The organism is Micromonospora humi (assembly GCF_900090105.1).
GTDB classification, from domain to species: Bacteria; Actinomycetota; Actinomycetes; order Mycobacteriales; family Micromonosporaceae; genus Micromonospora; species Micromonospora humi.
In genome coordinates, this window is the sequence record NZ_FMDM01000002.1 from 126,261 (window position 1) to 143,539 (window position 17,279).

Sequence of the window (17,279 nt, forward strand, 5' to 3'; positions counted from 1 at the left end):
GTCAGCCCTCCCCGGCGATCGCGTCGGCCCACCCGGACGGGTCGTCCGGCACCCGGGCCACGGTCAGCTCGCCGAGACACACCTCGCGCCACCACGCCACGCCGTCCGGGTCCGGCTCGCCCGCACAGAGCAGCGTCACGTCCCCGGCGTACGGCGAGCTGGCGTACGCGTCGCCGGGCACCGGGTCGACGACCGCCAGCCCGGTCACGTCCACCCCGGACTCGGTGAGCTGGCGGGCCAGCTCCAGCGCCAGCACGCCGGCCTCGCCCCGGCCCACCACGGTCAGCGGCTCCCCCGCCAGGTGCCCGGTCAGGTCGGCGGCGTAGTCGGCGGCGAGCCGCTGCACCAGCGGCGCCGGGTCCAGGCCGGCGTAGCGGTGCAGGGCGCCGTCGGTCACGCCCCACACCGGGCCGCCGGCGGCCAGCGGGGCGGGCAGACCGGCGTACCCGTCGAGCCGGCCGCTGCCGTCGTGCACCAGCACGTACCGGGGCGGGCCGTCACCGGCGAGCCGGGTCGTCTCCACCGCGCCGTCGTCCGGCTCGTCCTCCGGTGCGGCGGGCCCGGCCGTGGCCGCCAGCCGTCCGGCCAGCGCGCCGACGGTCGGGTGTTCGAGGATGGTCCGCAGCAGCTCGTCGAAGAAGACCCCGGCCGCGGCCGGCACCCGCTCGGCGAGCTGGCCGGCGAGCTTCGCGGCGAGCAGCGAGTCACCGCCCAGCGCGAAGAAGTCGGCGTCCCGGCCGACCCGGTCGACCCGCAGCACGTCCGCCCAGACGGCCGCGATCTCCTCCTCCAGCCCGGCGCTCGGCGCGGCGCCGCCGGTCTCCGGACCGGCCGTCGAGGCCGCCACCACCTGGCGTACGGCGGCGCGGTCCAGCTTGCCGTTGGCGGTGCGGGGCAACTCGTCGAGCACCTGCACCACGGTCGGCACCATGTAGTCGGGCAGCCGGTCGGCCAGGTGCGCCCGCAGCTCGTCCGGCACCACCCGAAGCCGGTCCGCCTTGACCCGGGCCGCGATGATCCGCATCCCGAGCCCGGCCATCGGGTCGTCGGGCGCGGGCAGGTCCAGCACCGGCGCGGCGCCCGCCCCGGTGAGCAGGCCCCGCCACTCGTCGGCGTCGAGGAACGTCCGGTCGGTGCCGCGGCGCAGGTCGGCGAAGTCCCCCAGTTCGTCGTCGAGGCGCACCAGCAGCTCCAGCGACGTCATGATCTGGTAGTGCTCGCGGGTCATCTCCAGCAGCACCAGATGCCCGCCCGGAGCGAGGATCCCCCGCAGCCGGGCCAGTGTCGCGGGCACGTCCCGGGTGGCGTGCAGCACGTCACCGGCGATCACCAGGTCGGCGCTGTTGGGCGCGAGGCCCTGCCCGGCCGGGTCGGCGTCGAGGTCCAGCGCGGCGAAGCGCAGGCCCGGCCGGTCGCCGAAGCGCTGCCGGCCGGCCTCGACGAAGAACCCGGACAGGTCGGTGTAGAGGTAGTCGACGTCCAGCCCGTCGAGCGCGTCGAGGACGGCCGCCGTGGTGCCGCCGGACCCGGCGCCGACCTCGACGATCCGCACCGGGCCGGGCAACCGTTCGACGAGCGCCCGCACGGTCGCCGCGGCGACCGCGTTGGCCCACCTGTTGAACAGCGCGCCGGCGTAGAGGTTGTCCGACACGGCCAGCTCCCCGGCGGGGAAGAGCAGCGCCAGCGGGTCCTCGTCGTCGCGCAGCAGCGCCGGCAGCGCCGCGGCGCTGCCCTGGAAGTAGCGCACCAGCTCCGGTGCCTCCCCCACCTCCGCCGCCCGTCGCGCCGCCGCGTCCCACCCGCGCCCCGTCGGCGACAGCGTCTCCACCAGCCGGTACGCGTCGTCGTCGCGCCGCAGCACGTCGGAGTCGGTGAGTGCCCGCAGCCAGCGTCGCAGCAGCCGGCGGTGCCGGGGCGCGACACCGGTGGCCGCGTACACCTCGGTGAGCGGGTGCGGGCGGTCGTCGAGGAACAGGCCGGCGGCGCGCAGCGTGTCCAGCATGGCGGCCAGGCCGAGGCGGTCCAGGTCGTGCAGGTACGCCGCGTACCCGTCCAGGTCGGTGCCGGCGACCACGGCGGTGCCGGCGGTGGCGGGTCCGGCCGGGTCGACGGCCGAGGCCGGGCCGGGCGCCACGGCGGCCGGCTGGACGACGGCGGCCAGCCGGCGCTCCAACGGACGGTCCCCGTCCACCACGGCGACCGCCGCGCCCACGGCGGGATGGGCGAGCAGCGCGGACTCCACCTCGGCCAGCTCGATCCGGTGGCCCCGGATCTTGACCTGGTGGTCCTCCCGGCCGAGGAACTCGATCACCCCGTCGGGCCGGTAGCGGCCCAGGTCGCCGGTGCGGTACAGCAGTTGCCCGGTGGCCGGGTCGGTGACGAACCGTTCGGCGGTGCGCTCGGCGTCGCCGAGGTAGCCCGACGCCAGCCCGGCGCCGCCGATGTAGAGCTCGCCGGTGACCCAGTCGGGGCGGTCCCGCAGTCCGGAGTCGCGTACGTGCCAGCTCTGGTTGGCCAGCGGCACGCCGTACGGGATGCTGCGCCAGGTCGGGTCGACCGCGCCGACCGGGTGGATGATCGACCAGATCGCCGCCTCGGTCGCGCCGCCCAGGCTGACCACGGCCAGGCCGGGCACCAGGCCGCGGATCTGCTCCGGCAGGGTCACCGGGATCCAGTCGCCGCTGAGCAGCGCCAGGCGCAGCGACGGTGTGCGCACCGTCGGCGCGGCGGCGAGGTAGTCGGCGAGCATCTGCAACTGCGCCGGCACCGAGTTCCAGAGCGTCACCTCGTGGCCGGTCACCAGGTCCGCCCAGTGGGTGGGGTCGCCGCGCCGATCGGGGGCGGGCAGCACCAGGGCGGCGCCGAGGGCCGGCGGCCCGAACAGGTCGTAGACGGACAGGTCGAAGCCGAGACCGGCCAGGCCGAGGACCCGGTCGTCGGCTGTCACGTCGAAGCGGGTGTTGATGTCGACGACCGTGTTCAACGCCGCCCGGTGCGTGATCATCACGCCTTTCGGGGTGCCGGTGGAGCCGGACGTGTGGATGACGTACGCGAGGTCGTCGGGCCCGACCAGGCGTGCCGGCAGGGCGGCCGGCGCGGGACCGTCGCAGTCGTCCACGGTGATCACCTCGACGCGCTCCGGCCAGCCGCCGTCCGCGCGGCCGGTCTCGGTGAGCACGAGGCGCACGCCCGCGCCGCCGAGGATCAGGTCGCGGCGCGCCGGCGGCTGGTTGGTGTCGATCGGCACGTACGCCGCGCCGGCGAGCAGCGCGCCGAACACCGCGACGACCTGACGCCAGCCCTTGTCGGCGACCACCGCGACCAGGTCGCCGGGGCGGCAGCCGGCCCCGGTCAGCCGGGCGGCCACCGCGCTCGCCCGCCCGGTGAGCTGCCGATAGGTCAGTGTCGCGTCCGGCGCCACCACGGCGACCCGGTCCGGGGTGCGCAACGTCTGCGCGATTACGCCCTCGTGCAGCAGGCCGTCGGGCAGCGGCGCGGCGGTGTCGTTGACCTCGGCCCGCCGGCGGGCGCTCGCGGCCGGCAGCGCGACCGGGGCGATCTCCTCCCACGCCTCGTCGGTGCCGGCCAGCCGGCGCAGCAGCGCCGTGTACGCGGCGAACATCTCGTCGACGACGCCGTCGGGGAAGACGCCGTCGCGCACGTCCCAGTTGGTGGCGAGCCCGCCCGCGCGTTCGATGTTCTGGCAGTCGATCCAGACCTGCGGCGTCTGGCTGATGCCGTAGCCCAGCTCGCCGAATCCCTCCACCCCGGTGTCGCCGCCGAGCCCGATCGCGCTGGTGAACACCACCGGCATGAGCGCGGCGTCGGGTCCCCGCCGCCGGGCCACCTCGCGCAGCACGTCCACGCCGGAGAACCGGCGGTGGTCCAGGTCGGACCAGAGCTGCGCCTGCAGACGCTTGGCCCGCTCCTGCACCGGTGCGTCCGGTTCCTGTTCGACGGCGAGCAGGCTGACCGAGGTGAAGTCGCCGACGATCCGGTCCACCTGCGGGTGTGTCGGCGTGCGGTCGAGCAGGGTGACGTCGACGCAGAAGCGCGGGTGGGTGCTCCAGGCGGCGATCACCTCGGCGTACGCGGCGAGCACCGCGCCGGACGGGGTGACGCCGTGCCGGCCGGCGCGCTGCCGCAGCCCGGCCCACTCGGCCGCGTCGAGGCGCAGGTCGAGGCGGCGGAACCGGGGCGCTGCGGCGAGCGCGTCGGGGCGCAGCGGCAGCTCCGGCGCGGGCGGCAGGTCGTCGAGGCGGGCCAGCCACCAGTCCCGGTCGGCGTCGCGGCGGGGTCCGTCGCGCAGCGGCGCGGTGGCCAGCAGGTGGTCCCGGAAGGTCAGTTCCAGGTCCTCGGCGGGCGGGTCACCGGCGTAGCGGCGGCCCAGCTCGTCGAGGAGCAGGTTGATGCTGACGAAGTCGCAGACCAGGAAGTCGATCGAGAAGTGCAGCACGCTGCGCTGAGGGCTCCGGGTCACCCGCAGCGTGAACAGCGGCCACCGTTGCGGGTCGTAGCGCATGTGGTCCAGCTCGGCCCGGGTGGCGGCGACCGCGTCGGCGAAGCCGTCCGCGTCCGCGTCGCGGACCTCGATCCGGTACGGCGGGACGTCCGGGCGGACCTGCTGGGAGCCGTCGCGGTCGACCACGGCGCGGAGCATGTCGTGCCGGGCGACCACCTCCCGCCAGGCGTGTGCCAGCCGGTCCACGTCGAGGTCGGCGAAGCCCAGCTCGCCGTAGCCGTGGCAGCCGACCCCGCCGTAGGCGAACGTGTCACCGCGCCCGAGCAGGTAGGCGCTCTGCACGTCGGTGAGCGGGAACGGCTCGTACCGCTGCTCGGGGTGCGGCACGGCGGCGGGGACGGCGGCGTCGCGCACCGCGGCCAGCACCTCCTCCCGGTGCCGGCGCAGCGCGGCCCGCCGCTGCTCGGTCAGGACGCCGGCCGGGGCGCGGAAGCGGAGCTGGCCGTCCTCCTCCCAGAGTCGGACACCGAGTTCGGCCAGTTCGGCGAGAAGGTCCTGCCCGGTCATATCGCCCCTTCCTCGTACGCGCCGGCGGCGTCCTGCACGGCGCTGGCCAGGTCCGCGATGGTGGGTCGGTCGAACAGCCCGCGCATCGGCAGGTCGACGCCGTAGCGGTCGCGCAGCACCGCCAGCAGGCGGGTGGCGAGCAGGCTGTCCCCGCCGAGGCCGAAGAAGTTGCGGTTGCGGCCGGGCGTCGGGCAGCCCAGCAGCTCGGCCCAGAGCGCGCCGAGTTCGGTCTCCAGCCCGGGCCGGGGCGGCTCGTCGGGCGGGGCGCCGTCGCCGGTGGCGATCAGCCGGGCCACCGCGCCACGGTCGACCTTGCCGTTGGCGGTCAGCGGCAACTCGTCGAGGACCGTGACGTGCTCGGGGATCATGTACGCGGGCAGCCGGTCGGCGAGGTGGGTGTGCAGGTCGTCGAGGTCCAGGGCCTGGTGGACGGTGACGGCTGCGGCGAGGCGGCGGGTGGTGCCGCCGACCGCGACGGCGACGGTCTCCCGCACGGCGGGGTGGTGCAGCAACGCGGCCTCGATCTCGCCGAGTTCGATGCGGTGGCCGCGGATCTTGACCTGGTGGTCGGTGCGGCCGAGGAATTCCAGGGTGCCGTCGGGCCAGTAGCGGCCGAGGTCGCCGGTGCGGTACCAGCGGGTGCCGTCGTGGGTGACGAAGCGTTCGGCGGTGCGTTGCGGGTCGCCCCGGTAGCCGGCGGCTACTCCGGCCCCGCCGATCCACAGCTCGCCCGGCACCCAGTCCGGGCAGTCCCGGCCCCGCCCGTCCACCACCCGGTAGCGCTGGTTGGGCAGCGGGTGCCCGTACGGGACGGACCGCCAGTGCGCCGGCACCTCGTGCACCTCGCACGCGTTCGACCAGATCGCCGCCTCGGTGGCCCCGCCGAGCGCGACGAGCCGCGCGCCGGGCCGGCAGGCGGTCAACCGGTCCCGCAGGTCCAGCCCCACCCAGTCGCCGGAGACGAGCGCGAGCCGCAGCGCCGTCAGGGGTTCGTCGCCGGCGGCGGTGAGCAGCATGTCGAGCAGCGCCGGCACGGTGTTCCAGAGTGTGACGTGGTGGTCGGTGGCCAGGCGCAGCCAGACGCGGGCGTCGCGGCGTTGTTCCTCGGTCACGACGACCAGCGCGCCGCCGGCGCCGAGCAGGCCGAAGAGGTCGAACACCGACAGGTCGAAGTCCAGTGCGGACACCGCGAGCACGCGGTCGTCGGCGTCGATGTCGTAGCGTCGGCGGATCGCCTCGATGGTGTTGACCGCGGCGGCGTGCGACACCTCGACGCCCTTGGGCTCCCCCGTCGACCCCGACGTGAAGATCACATACGCCGGCGACGTCGGGTCGACCCGCACCGGCCGCTCCAGCGCCGGCCCACCGTCCCCGTCCGGCCCCAGCTCACCGGCCGCCGGCCCACCGTCGGGTCCGGTGTCTCCTGCCACCGGTCCGCCGTCGGGTTCCATCCCCCCGGCCACCGGTCCGCCGTCGGGTCCCGTGCCCCCGGCCACCGGTCCGACCAGCGCGGGCGCGCCGCTACCGTGGCGGATCAGCATCTTGGCGCCGGCCCGGCTCAGGATGCGGTCCCGGCGGGCGGCCGGCTGGTCCACACCCACCGGCACGTACACGCCCCCGGCGGCCAGCACCGCGAGGACCGCGGCGATCTGGTCCACGCCCTTGGGCAGGCACACCCCGACCGCGTCACCGACCCCGACCCCGGCCCGGACCAGCGCACCGGCCAGCCGCAACGACCGCTCGGCCAGCTCCCCGTAGGACACCGCGACGCCGTCGCCGCACACCGCCGTCCGGCCCGGCTCCCGCGCCGCCCACCCGAAGAACCCCTCGTGCAACACGCCCATCGGCAACTCGCAGGCGGTGTCGTTCACCCGCTCCCGCACCGCCCGCTGCGCCGCGGGCAACCCCACCGGCACCGCCCGCGACCAGTCCCCCCGCGCCAGAGCGCGCAGCACCTCCAGATAGGCGTCGAACATCGCCTCCGAGACACCGGGCGGGAACAGCTCCGCCACCAGGTCCCAGTTCACGAGCAGGCCGCCGTCGCGCTCCATGACCTGGTTGTCCAGCCACACCTGCGGGGTCTGCGAGGCACCCCAGATCTGCTCGCCGAACGGCAGGTCCATGCTGACCAGCTCGTCGCTGATGCCGAGCGCGCTGGTGAAGACCACCGGCATGGTCGCCGCGGAGGCCCCGGTGCGGCGGGCGATCTCCCGCAGCACCCAGAGAGCGGACACGCCGTGGTGCTCCATGCCGTCCCACATCCGCTCCTGCAGGCGGCGGACCAGGGTCAGGAAGTCGTCGCCGGCAGTGGGCCGGTGCGGCACGAGCAGCAGCGACGTGAAGTCGCCCAACACGTGGTCGATGTCCGGGTGGACCTCACGGCGGTCGAACAGGGTCAGGTTGAGCGTGAGGTCTCCCCGGCCGCTCCACGCCGAGAGCACCTCGGCGTACGCGGTGGCGAGGACCGCGGCCGGGCTCACGCCGTGGGTACGGGCGGTGGCCACCAGTGCGCTCCACCGGGCGGGGTCGAGGCGTCCCTCGTGCCGGACGAACCGGGGCGCGCGGACCCGGTCCGGGTCGACCGCCAGCGGCAACTGCGGCGCGGGCGGCAGCTCGGCCGCCTGCGTCGACCAGTAGCGCCGGTCCTCCGCGACGGTGGCCTCGTCGGGCTGGGCGTGCAGCACGTAGTCCCGGAAGGACACCCCGATCGGGTGCAGCGGCGCGTCCAGGTCGGCGTAGAGGGCGGACAGCTCGGCGAAGACGGTGACGATGCTCAGCGCGTCGAGCACGATGTAGTCGAAGCTGAACGCCAGCCGGACCCGGTTCTCGCCGTACCGGACCGCCTCGACGGCCACCAGCGGCCAGCGGGTCGGATCGGCGACGCGGTGCGACAGCCGGTCACGCAGGTCGGCGAGCGCCGCGCCGCCCTCGGTGACCGGGATCCTGACCTCGGGCACCTCGGCCTGGATGCGTTGTCGCCCGTCCGGGTCGATGACCGCGCGCAGCATCTCGTGCCGGCGCACCAGCCGGTTCCACGCCGTGGCGAGCCGGTCGAGGTCGACGTCCGCGCCGTCGAACTCCCAGTACCAGTGCGAGCCCACCTCGCCGAGCGCGAAGTCGCCGGTGCGCCCGATCCAGTACGCCCGCTGCACGTCGGTGAGCGGGAACGGATCGTGCCGGTGGGCGAGGTCCGCGGTGAGCGTGGCGGTCGCGTCGGCGCCGCGCTCCAGCCGCAGGCCGGCGGCGAACCCGCTCAGTGTCGGCGCGGCGAAGAGCTGCCGCAGCTGCCCGCCGGCCAGACCGGCCGCCCGCATCCGGCCGAGCAGGCGGGTGGCGAGCAGGCTGTCTCCGCCCAGGGCGAAGAAGCTGTCCGTACGACCGACGGCCGGCACGTCGAGCAGTTCGGCCCAGACCGCGGCCAGGGCCGTCTCCACCGGGCCGACCGGCGGTTGGAGTTCGGTGGGCCGGTCGGCGCGGTCGGCCAGCCGCTCGGCCAGCGTCCGCCGGTCGATCTTGCCATTGCCGCTCAGCGGCAGTTCGTCGAGGACCGCGATGTGCTCCGGGACCATGTACGCGGGCAGCCGGTCGGCGAGGAAGGCACGCAGGTCGTCGACGTCGACGTGGTGGTGGACGGTGACGGCGGCGGCGAGCCGGCGGGTGCTCGCGCCGACCGCCACGGTGACCGCGTCGCGGACGGCGGGGTGCTGGTGCAGGGCGGTGTCGATCTCGCCGAGTTCGATGCGGTGGCCGCGGATCTTGACCTGGTGGTCGGTGCGGCCGAGGAATTCCAGGGTGCCGTCGGGCCAGTAGCGGCCGAGGTCGCCGGTGCGGTACCAGCGGGTGCCGTCGTGGGTGACGAAGCGTTCGGCGGTGCGTTGCGGGTCGCCCCGGTAGCCGGCGGCCACTCCGGCCCCGCCGATCCACAGCTCGCCCGGCACCCAGTCCGGGCAGTCCCGGCCCCGCCCGTCCACCACCCGGCAGCGCTGGTTCGGCAGCGGACGGCCGTACGGGATCGACCGCCAGTGCGCCGGCACCTCGCCCACCTCGACGACGGTGGAGTGGATCGCCGTCTCGGTCGTGCCGCCCAGGGCGACCAGCCGAGCGTGCGGGCGCAGCGCGGTCAGCCGGGCCGCCAGGTCCAACCCCACCCAGTCGCCGCCGAGCAGCGCGAGCCGCAGGTGGGTGGTCGCGCCGTCGGCCTCGGCGGCGGTGAGCAGCATGTCCAGCAACGCCGGCACCGACTGCCAGACGGTGACCTGATGTTCGTTCGCGAGGCGTAGCCAGGCGCGGGCGTCGCGGCGTTGTTCCTCGGTCACGACGACCAGCGCGCCGCCGGCGCCGAGCAGGCCGAAGAGGTCGAACACCGACAGGTCGAAGTCCAGTGCGGACACCGCGAGCACCCGGTCGTCGGCGTCGACGTCGTAGCGCCGGCGGATCGCCTCGATGGTGTTCATCGCGGCGGCGTGCGACACCTCGACGCCCTTGGGTTCCCCCGTCGACCCCGACGTGAAGATCACATACGCCAGTGCCGCCGGGTCGACCCGCACCGGCCGCTCCAGCGCCGGCCCACCGTCCCCGCCGGGCCCCAGCTCACCGTCGGGTCCCGTGCCCCCGGCCGCCGGCCCACCGTCGGGTCCCGTGCCCCCGGCCGCCGGCCCACCGTCGGGTCCGGTGTCCCCTGCCACCGGTCCGACGGCAGGGGGCACGCTGTCGCCGTCGGGCCGCACCCCGCCCGCCACCGGTCCGACCGGCGCGGGCGAGCCGCTGCCGCCCGGGCCGTCGTGGTGGGCCCGGATCAGCACCTTGGCGCCGGCCCGGCTCAGGATGCGGTCCCGGCGGGCGGCCGGCTGGTCCACGCCCACCGGCACGTACACGCCGCCCGCGGCCAGCACCGCGAGGACCGCGGCGATCTGGTCCACGCCCTTGGGCAGGCACACCCCGACCGCGTCACCGACACCGACCCCGGCCCGGACCAGCGCACCGGCCAGCCGCAACGACCGCTCGGCCAGCTCCCCGTAGGACACCAACACGCCGTCACCCAGCACGGCCGTCCGGCCCGGCTCCCGCGCCGCCCACCCGAAGAACCCCTCGTGCAACAGACCCACCGGCAACTCGGCGGCGGTGTCGTTCACCCGCACCCGCACCGCCCGCTGCGCCGCCGGCAACCCCACCGACGCCGACCAGTCCCCGTCCACCAGGGCACGCAACAACCCGACGTACGCGTCGAACATCGCCTCCGAGACACCGGGCGGGAACAGCTCCGCCACCACGTCCCAGTTCAGGTACAGGCCGCCCTCGCGCTCGGTGACCTGGTTGTCCAGCCACACCTGCGGGGTCTGCGAGCTGGTCCACACCGGTTCGCCGAAGCACGTCCGCACGTCCGCGCCGAACAGCTCACCGAGGCTCAGCGCGCTGGTGAAGACCACCGGCGCGAGCACCGCCCGGTCCGCGCGGTGCCGCGCCAGGTCGCGCAGCACGTCCACCCCGGAGTACGCGCCGTGCGCGACGTCGCGGGTGAACTGCTCGTGCAACCGGCGGGCGCGGTCGACGAACGGCACCTCGTCGGTAGCGTCGACCTCCAGCAGCAGCAGGTTGGTGAAGTCACCACTGAGCAGCGGCACGTCCGGGTGGTACGGCGTGCGGTCGTACAACGGCAGGTTGAGCAGGAAACGCTGCCGGCTGCTCCAGGCGGCCAGCACCTCGGCGAACGCGGTCAGGAACACCATCGGCAGGGTGACGCCGTGCTCCCGGGCGCGTGCGGCGAGACGGTCCCGGTCGGTGCCGGACAACCAGTGGTGGTGGCGGGTCACCCGGTGCCCGCTCACCCGCTCGGGCGCCACCGCGACCGGCAACTCGGGCCCGCCGGGCAGGTCCGGCAGCCGTTCCCGCCAGTAGGCGGACGCGGCCTCCCGCGCGGCCTCCCGGCGGCGGGCGTGCACGGCGAGGTAACGCGGGTAGCTGTAGTCGATCGGGGGCAGCGGTGAGTCCGGGCGGTCGTAGAGGGCGGCCAGGTCGGCCAGGAGCACCCGGAAGCTGTGCGCGTCGGCGACCAGCATCTCGATCTCGACGTGGATCCGCGTGCGGCCCTCGGGCAGCAGGGAGAGCCGGATGTCGAACACCTCGCCCCGGTCCACCCGCAGGCTGCGGTGCGACAGCGTGTCACGCAGCTCGGCGAGGCGCCGGTCCCGGTCGGCCGGGGTGAGGTCGCGCAGGTCGTGCACGGTCAGGCCGGCCCACCCGCCGTCCGGGGTGATCTGCTGGCGACCGTCGTCGAGGAACCGCGCCCGGAGCATGTCGTGCCGGCGCACCAGCGCCCGCACCGCGCGCTCCAGCCGCGCCGCGTCCACGTGCCGTCCGTCGAACTCGTTGTAGAAGTGCGCGCCCACCCCGCCGAGGGCCTGGTCCCCGGCGCGTCCGACCCAGTACGCGTGCTGCATGGTCGCCAGCGCGAACGGCGCGGTCGGGTCGACCTGCTCGTCGTCGGCCGGCGCGGGCGTCGCGTCGCCGCCGGCCGCGTGCGCCAGGGCGTGCCACTGCCGTACGCTGCGGTGCTCGATGAGCCGGCCGAACGTGAGGTCCGCGCCGGCGGTCGACCACCGCGCCGCCAGCCGCATCAGGCCGATCGAGTCGAGACCGCGTTCGAGCAGGTCGTCGTCGGGCGACACCGGCTCGTCGAGCAGCTCGGCGACGTCGTCGCACATGCCGTCGAGGGTCAGCGTGGTCAGCACTGGCATGTCCACTCCGGTCAGGCGCGAGGTAGGCGGATCGAGCGGTCGGCGAACCCGATGAGGTCGAGGCGTTCCAGCCCCGAGCGGACCCGGGGGGTCAGCAGGCCGATGTTGGCCAGGGCGGTGACCACCCGGGCGAAGATGGCCTGCCGATACTTGATCATCAGCTCGTTGTGCGCGGCGAAGTCGACGCCCTCGTCGCGGTCGACCTCGATGCGCTCCCACACGTCCTCGAGCAGGAAGCGGCGGCGCATCAGGCTCGCCGACTCCAGCACCATCTCCTCCCGGTCGGCCCGCTCGGCGCTCGTCATCTGCGCGTAGATGCCCTCCAGCGACAGCACCCCGAAGGAGACGTGCCGGGCCTCGTCGCGGGCCACCAGCCGGGTGATGTCACAGATGAGGCGGTCGTGGAAGGTGCTGTTGGCCAACCGGAACGCGGCCATCGCCAGCGCCTCGACGATGATCTGCATGCCCAGCGCGGTGATGTCCCAGCGCGCGTCGGACAGCAGGTCCTCCAGCAGCTCGGCCAACGCCGGGTTGATCGGGTACGGGTCCGGTACCTTCTCCCGCAGATAGCGCGAGAACGCCTCGACGTGCCGTGCCTCGTCGGCGGCCTGACTGGCCGCGTAGTACTTGCTGTCCAGGTCGGGCACCACCTCGACCAGGCGGGCGGCGACCACCAGCGCGCCCTGCTCGCCGTGCAGGAACTGGCTGACCATCCAGGACTGCAGCTCCCAGCGGAACGTGTCCCACATCGGGCGCCCGCGCGCGGCCAGTGGGGACGCCTCGAAGGACGCCATGGCGAACGCCGAGTCGTCGGGCAACGGCTCGCCGAACGGCACCGGGATCGACCAGTCCACGTCCGTGGTGGCGTTCCACTGCGCGCTCTTGGCCCGCTCGTAGAGGGCGAGCACCCGAGGCATCTCGGACTCGTACCGCCACGTCAGCCGAGCCGGCACGGGCGTGGTGACCGACAGACCAGACATGCGCCCAAGGTACCGACGAACAACACAAGATGCCAGACCCTCGATGACAGATACGCGAGCGGGCGGGTACCGTCGCAGCGTGGCGCCCCGAGAACTACCGGCCTCCGTCGGTCAGCGACTGCTCGGCATCATCGACCACTACCGCGCCGACCACGGGGCGCTGAACTGCCCGCTGCTGTGCCGGGTGACCGGAAAGGTCGACGTCGACGCGCTGGCGGCGGCGCTGACCGCGCTGACCGCCCGACACGAGGCGCTGCGGACCACGTTCACCGGCCGCGGCCCCCGCCTGACCCAGCTCGTGCAGGACCCGCGACCGGTGCCGCTGCCCGTGGTCGAGCTGCGCGACCACCCCGACCCGCGCGCCGCGGCGCAGGCGGCCGTCGCCACCGAACTGTCCACCCGGGTGGACGTCGGCGCGTGGCCCACCCGGGCGACCGCCTGGCGGGTGGCCGAGGACGAAGTGGTCCTCTGCTTCACCATGCACCACCTGGTCACCGACGCCTGGTCGTGCGGGCTGCTCTTCGAGGAACTGCGCGCGCTCTACGCCCGGCACCTGGGCCGGCCCGCCGAGCTGCCCCCGGTGCCGTGGCAGTACGGCCGGTTCGTCGCCTGGCAGGAGGCCCGGCTCGCCGGCACCGAGCTGGACCGGCAGCGGGAGTTCTGGCGCACCCAGCTCACCGGGCTGCGGCTGCCCCGACTGCCCTACCGCGAACCACCGCCGGGGGCCACGCCGGGCGTGCTGGGGCGCGACCTGGACGCCGCCGTGGCCGGCGGGCTGCGGGAACTTGCCCGGCAGCACCGCACCACGCTGTTCACCGTCACGCTGGCGGTCTACTACGCGGTGCTGCACCGGATCACCGGTCAGGGCGACCTCGCCGTCGCCTCGCTGTTCGCCAACCGCAGCCACCCGGACAGCCAACGCACCGTGGGCTTCTGCGCCAACATGGTGGTGCTGCGCACCCGGCTGCCACCGTTCGCCACCTTCCAGGCGCTGCTGGGCGCCACCCACGCGACCACCGCCGCCGCCTTCGCCAACCAGGAGCAGCCGTACCAGGCGGTCTCGACCGGCAGCGCCAACCTGGGCGGCCGGGTCGACGACGTGGTGTTCCAGATGATGGCCGAGCTCGACCACCGGGTCCCGGTCGCCGACGCCGACTTCGAGTTGCTCCTGCCCGAGTCGATCGGCAGCCGGTTCGGCACCGAACTGGCGCTCGCGCCGCGCGGGCCCGGCCTGCGGGTGGTGCTGTTCCACACCCCTCGGCTGGCGCCCGCCGACGCGGAGCGGCTGCTCGACGGCTACGTCGCCGTCGCGCGCACCGTGGTCGCCGACCCGCGGACGCCGCTGTCGAGCCTGCTGCGCCGCTGACCCCGGGCGCGCCGCCCACCATCCGGCCTCAGCCCACGTCGGCGTGCGTCCCGCCGCTACCCGGGCGGGTCGCCCGGGTAGCTCAGCCCCGGATCAGCTCGGCGCCGCGCTCCCCGATCATGATGCTGGTCAGCGCCGCCGGCGCCCGCAGCGGCACCGGCACCACGGAGGCGTCCACCACCCGCAGGCCGGGCACGCCGTGCACCCGGCAGTGCCCGTCGACCACCGCGCCCGGGTCGCCCGAGGGGCCCATCCGCGCGCCGCCGACCAGGTTGAGCCGGCTGTAGGTGGTGTTGCGCAGCACGTGGTCGAGCTGCTCGTCGTCGCCCACCACCGCGTCGTCCACGAGCGCGAAGCGGGCCACGGTCTTGGTGAACGCCGCCTGGTTGGCGATCTCCCACGCGTGGCGGTAGGCGTCGCGCATCCGGGCGAGGTCGCCGTCGGCGGAGTAGAAGTCGAGGTCGACCACCGGCGGCGTGCCCGCGTCGGCGGAACGCAACCCGATCCGGCCGCGCGAGGCCATCGCCATGTCGCCGATCATCACCGTGTTGATGAGGTCGGTGCCGACCATCCGGTCCAGGCCCGCGCCGGCGCCGCGCGTGGTGCTCATCCCGGTGAACAGGCTCAGGTAGAAGGCCTGGTCGGCGGCGTGCCCCGGAATGCCGGCGAGCCGTCCGATGAGCTGGGTGCGCGGCCAGTCGCCGCCGACCGCCTCCGGCTCGGGCACCACCAGGATGATCGCGCCCGGCTGGTCGATCACGTCGGCGCCCACGCCCGGCAGGTCGACCAGCGGGTCGACGCCGGCGGCCCGCAACTCGTCGGCGGGGCCGATGCCCGAGCGCAGCAGCAACGCGGGGCTGTAGGGGCTGCCGGCGCAGAGCACCACCTCGCCGGCGCCGATCGTCTCGCCGCCGACGACGCGCACCCCCACCGCCCGGCCGTCGGCCAGCACCACCCGCTCGACCTCCGCGTCGCCCCGGACCGTCAGGTTGGGCCGGGACCGGGCGGGGTCGAGGTGGGTGAGCGCGGTCGACATGCGCAGCCGGTCGCGCCGGTTCTGCGGATACATCCCGATGCCGACCGCGTCGGGGGCGTTCATGTCCTCCTGGTAGTCGTGCCCGAGCGCGAGCACCGCCTCCAGGAAGCCGTCCATCGCCGGGGTCAGCTGACCGCGCGACCAGCGGGTGATCGGCACCGGACCGTCCGCGCCGTGGTGGTCGCGGTCGCCGAACTGCTTGTCGCTCTCCAGCCGGCGGAAGGCGGGCAGCACCGCCGGCCAGTCCCACTCCGGCAGGGCCCGGCCCCAGGCGACGAAGTCGGCCGCCGGCGCGCGCATCGCGCCCCGGTCGTTGATCCGGGTCGAGCCGCCGACCACCCGGCCGCGTCGCAGCGGCGCCTCGCGTCCGGCGACGACGGTGGCGCGCAGGTCCCAGTCGAAGCCGTCCTCCGCCTCCACCGAGCCGGTGCGCAACGCCTCCGGGCCGGCGTCGCCGACCAGGTCCGGCCCGGCCTCCAGCAGCAGCACCGAACGCCCGGGCTCCTCGCTCAACCGCGCGGCCAGCACCGCGCCGGCCGCTCCCGCGCCGACGATGACGTAGTCGTAGCGAAGCATGGGCACAGCGTAGCCGAAGATCCGACATGCCATGCGCAGCGCATGTGCTATCCGCGATTCTTCATTAGACTCTTCGGCATGAGCGCAGGCCCGGAAATCATCCCCACGCTTCGCTACCGCGACGCGCCGGCCGCCGTCCGCTGGCTGGTGGACGTCGTCGGCTTCCGCGAGGCCCTGGTCGTCCCCGGTCCGGACGGCACCATCAGCCACGCCCAACTGACCTGGGGCAACGGCATGGTCATGCTCGCCTCCGAGACCGACGGCAGCGACGGGCGCCTGGTGCTGGAGACCGGCCCCGGCGCGACCTACGTGGTCCTCGACGACGTGGCCGCGCACTACGACCGGCTCGTCGCGGCCGGAGCCGAGATCGTGCAGAAGCTGCGCGACGAGGACTACGGCGGCCAGGGTTACTCGGTGCGTGACTCCGAGGGCAACATCTGGAGCTTCGGCTCCTACCGGCCCGGGGCGTCCTGACCGGTCGTCCCGTCCAACAGCAGCGCGGCCAGCTCGGCGCGCAGGTCGCTCACCGTGCCGTCGAACGTGGCCAGCCACCACGCCCGCCGATACCAGTGGTGCAGCGGCTGTTCCCAGGTGAACCCGCTGCCCCCGTACGTCTGGATGGCGGCCTCGCAGGCGGTGGTCGCGGCCTCGCGCCCGGCCACCGCAGCGGTGGCGACCGCCCGGTCCGCGACCGGGCCGGGCTCCGCGTCGACCGACCAGGCGGCCCGGTAGGCCAGCGACCGGGCGGTCTCGACCTGGCCGTAGAGCTCCGCGAGCGGGTGCGCCACCGCCTGGTTGGCGCCGATCGGCCGGCCGAACTGGGTACGGGCGGTGGCGTACCCGGTGGCCCAGGCCAGCGCGCGCGTCGCCACGCCGACGGCCTCCGCGGCGAGCAGGGTCAGCGTGCGCCGCCGGGTCATCGCGAGCACGTCCCCGCTCGCGTGCGCCGCGACCAGCGGCGTCGACGCCGCACCCGACAGGTCCACCGTGGCCGCCGGCCGGGTCGGGTCCAGGGCCGCCGGCCCGGCGTCGCTCGGTGCCGGGTGCAGCGCGGATGCGTCGACCAGGCGCAGCTCCACGCCGTCCGGGCCGGCGACGGCCACCACCAGGTCCACCGCCTCCCCGGCGTGCGGGACCGCGACCTTGCGCCCGTCGAGGGTGCCGTCGGCAGCGACCGTACAACTCACGTCGCCGTCGGAGCGGGCCGGCGGCAGCAGGGCGGCGAGCGTGCCGGGGCCGGACTCCTCGGCCCAGGCCAGCGTGGCCGGCCGGCGCAGGGTACGACCGCCGGCGCGCAGCGCCGGCCCGGCCAGGCCCACGGTCGCCCACCAGGGCGACGGGCTGCGTGCGTGGCCGAGCTGCTCGGCGAGCAGGGCCAGCTCGACGGTGCCCAGCTCCGGGTCGAGCCAGCCGAGCCCGGTGACGTCGGTCCACGCCCGGTCGGCGTCGGCGTGGGCGCGTTCGTCGGCGAGATACTTCGCCGCGGTGTCGCGCAACGCCTCCTGCTCGCCGGTCAGTGCGAAGTCCATGCTGCTGTCTCCTCCTCCACGGGCGGGGC

General features: G+C 75.0%; 7 protein-coding genes. 2 read left to right on the plus strand and 5 right to left on the minus strand.

The window, feature by feature from the left end; all coding sequences use genetic code 11:
* Position 1: 1 nt before the first annotated feature.
* The 3 genes from GA0070213_RS03695 to GA0070213_RS03705 are packed head-to-tail and all read right to left on the minus strand — an operon-like array spanning position 2 to position 12,743.
* Positions 2–5,029 (minus strand): non-ribosomal peptide synthetase, encoded by a 5,028-nt coding sequence (locus tag GA0070213_RS03695; protein ID WP_091057173.1) that lies wholly within the window; start codon positions 5,027–5,029, stop codon positions 2–4.
* Positions 5,026–11,763, minus strand: coding sequence for a non-ribosomal peptide synthetase (locus GA0070213_RS03700; RefSeq protein WP_091058491.1), 6,738 nt, complete (start codon positions 11,761–11,763; stop codon positions 5,026–5,028). The genes GA0070213_RS03695 and GA0070213_RS03700 overlap by 4 nt, the downstream gene beginning before the upstream one ends.
* Before the next feature lie 11 nt (positions 11,764–11,774).
* Entirely contained in the window at positions 11,775–12,743 is a 969-nt protein-coding gene (locus GA0070213_RS03705) for a ferritin-like domain-containing protein (protein ID WP_091057176.1), read from the minus strand.
* Between the two features lie 79 nt (positions 12,744–12,822).
* On the opposite strand from GA0070213_RS03705, the gene GA0070213_RS03710 reads away from it, so the two are divergent.
* Entirely contained in the window at positions 12,823–14,109 is a 1,287-nt protein-coding gene (locus GA0070213_RS03710) for a condensation domain-containing protein (protein WP_245716240.1), read from the plus strand.
* 82 nt (positions 14,110–14,191) lie between these two features.
* Here GA0070213_RS03710 and GA0070213_RS03715 read toward each other — a convergent pair whose 3' ends face one another.
* Positions 14,192–15,721 (minus strand): GMC family oxidoreductase, encoded by a 1,530-nt coding sequence (locus tag GA0070213_RS03715; RefSeq protein ID WP_175441186.1) that lies wholly within the window; start codon positions 15,719–15,721, stop codon positions 14,192–14,194.
* A gap of 78 nt (positions 15,722–15,799) precedes the next feature.
* Between GA0070213_RS03715 and GA0070213_RS03720 the strand changes: the two genes are divergently transcribed.
* The gene (locus GA0070213_RS03720) at positions 15,800–16,195 is read left to right on the plus strand and encodes a VOC family protein (RefSeq protein WP_245716241.1); all 396 of its coding nucleotides are present in this window, start codon (positions 15,800–15,802) and stop codon (positions 16,193–16,195) included.
* Here the strand turns inward: GA0070213_RS03720 and GA0070213_RS32480 are convergent.
* Positions 16,174–17,250 carry an acyl-CoA dehydrogenase family protein gene (locus GA0070213_RS32480; protein WP_091057188.1) on the minus strand — a complete coding sequence of 359 codons (1,077 nt, stop codon included), beginning with the start codon at positions 17,248–17,250 and terminating at the stop codon, positions 16,174–16,176. The two genes, GA0070213_RS03720 and GA0070213_RS32480, sit on opposite strands and share 22 nt — an antisense overlap.
* Positions 17,251–17,279 lie beyond the last annotated feature (29 nt).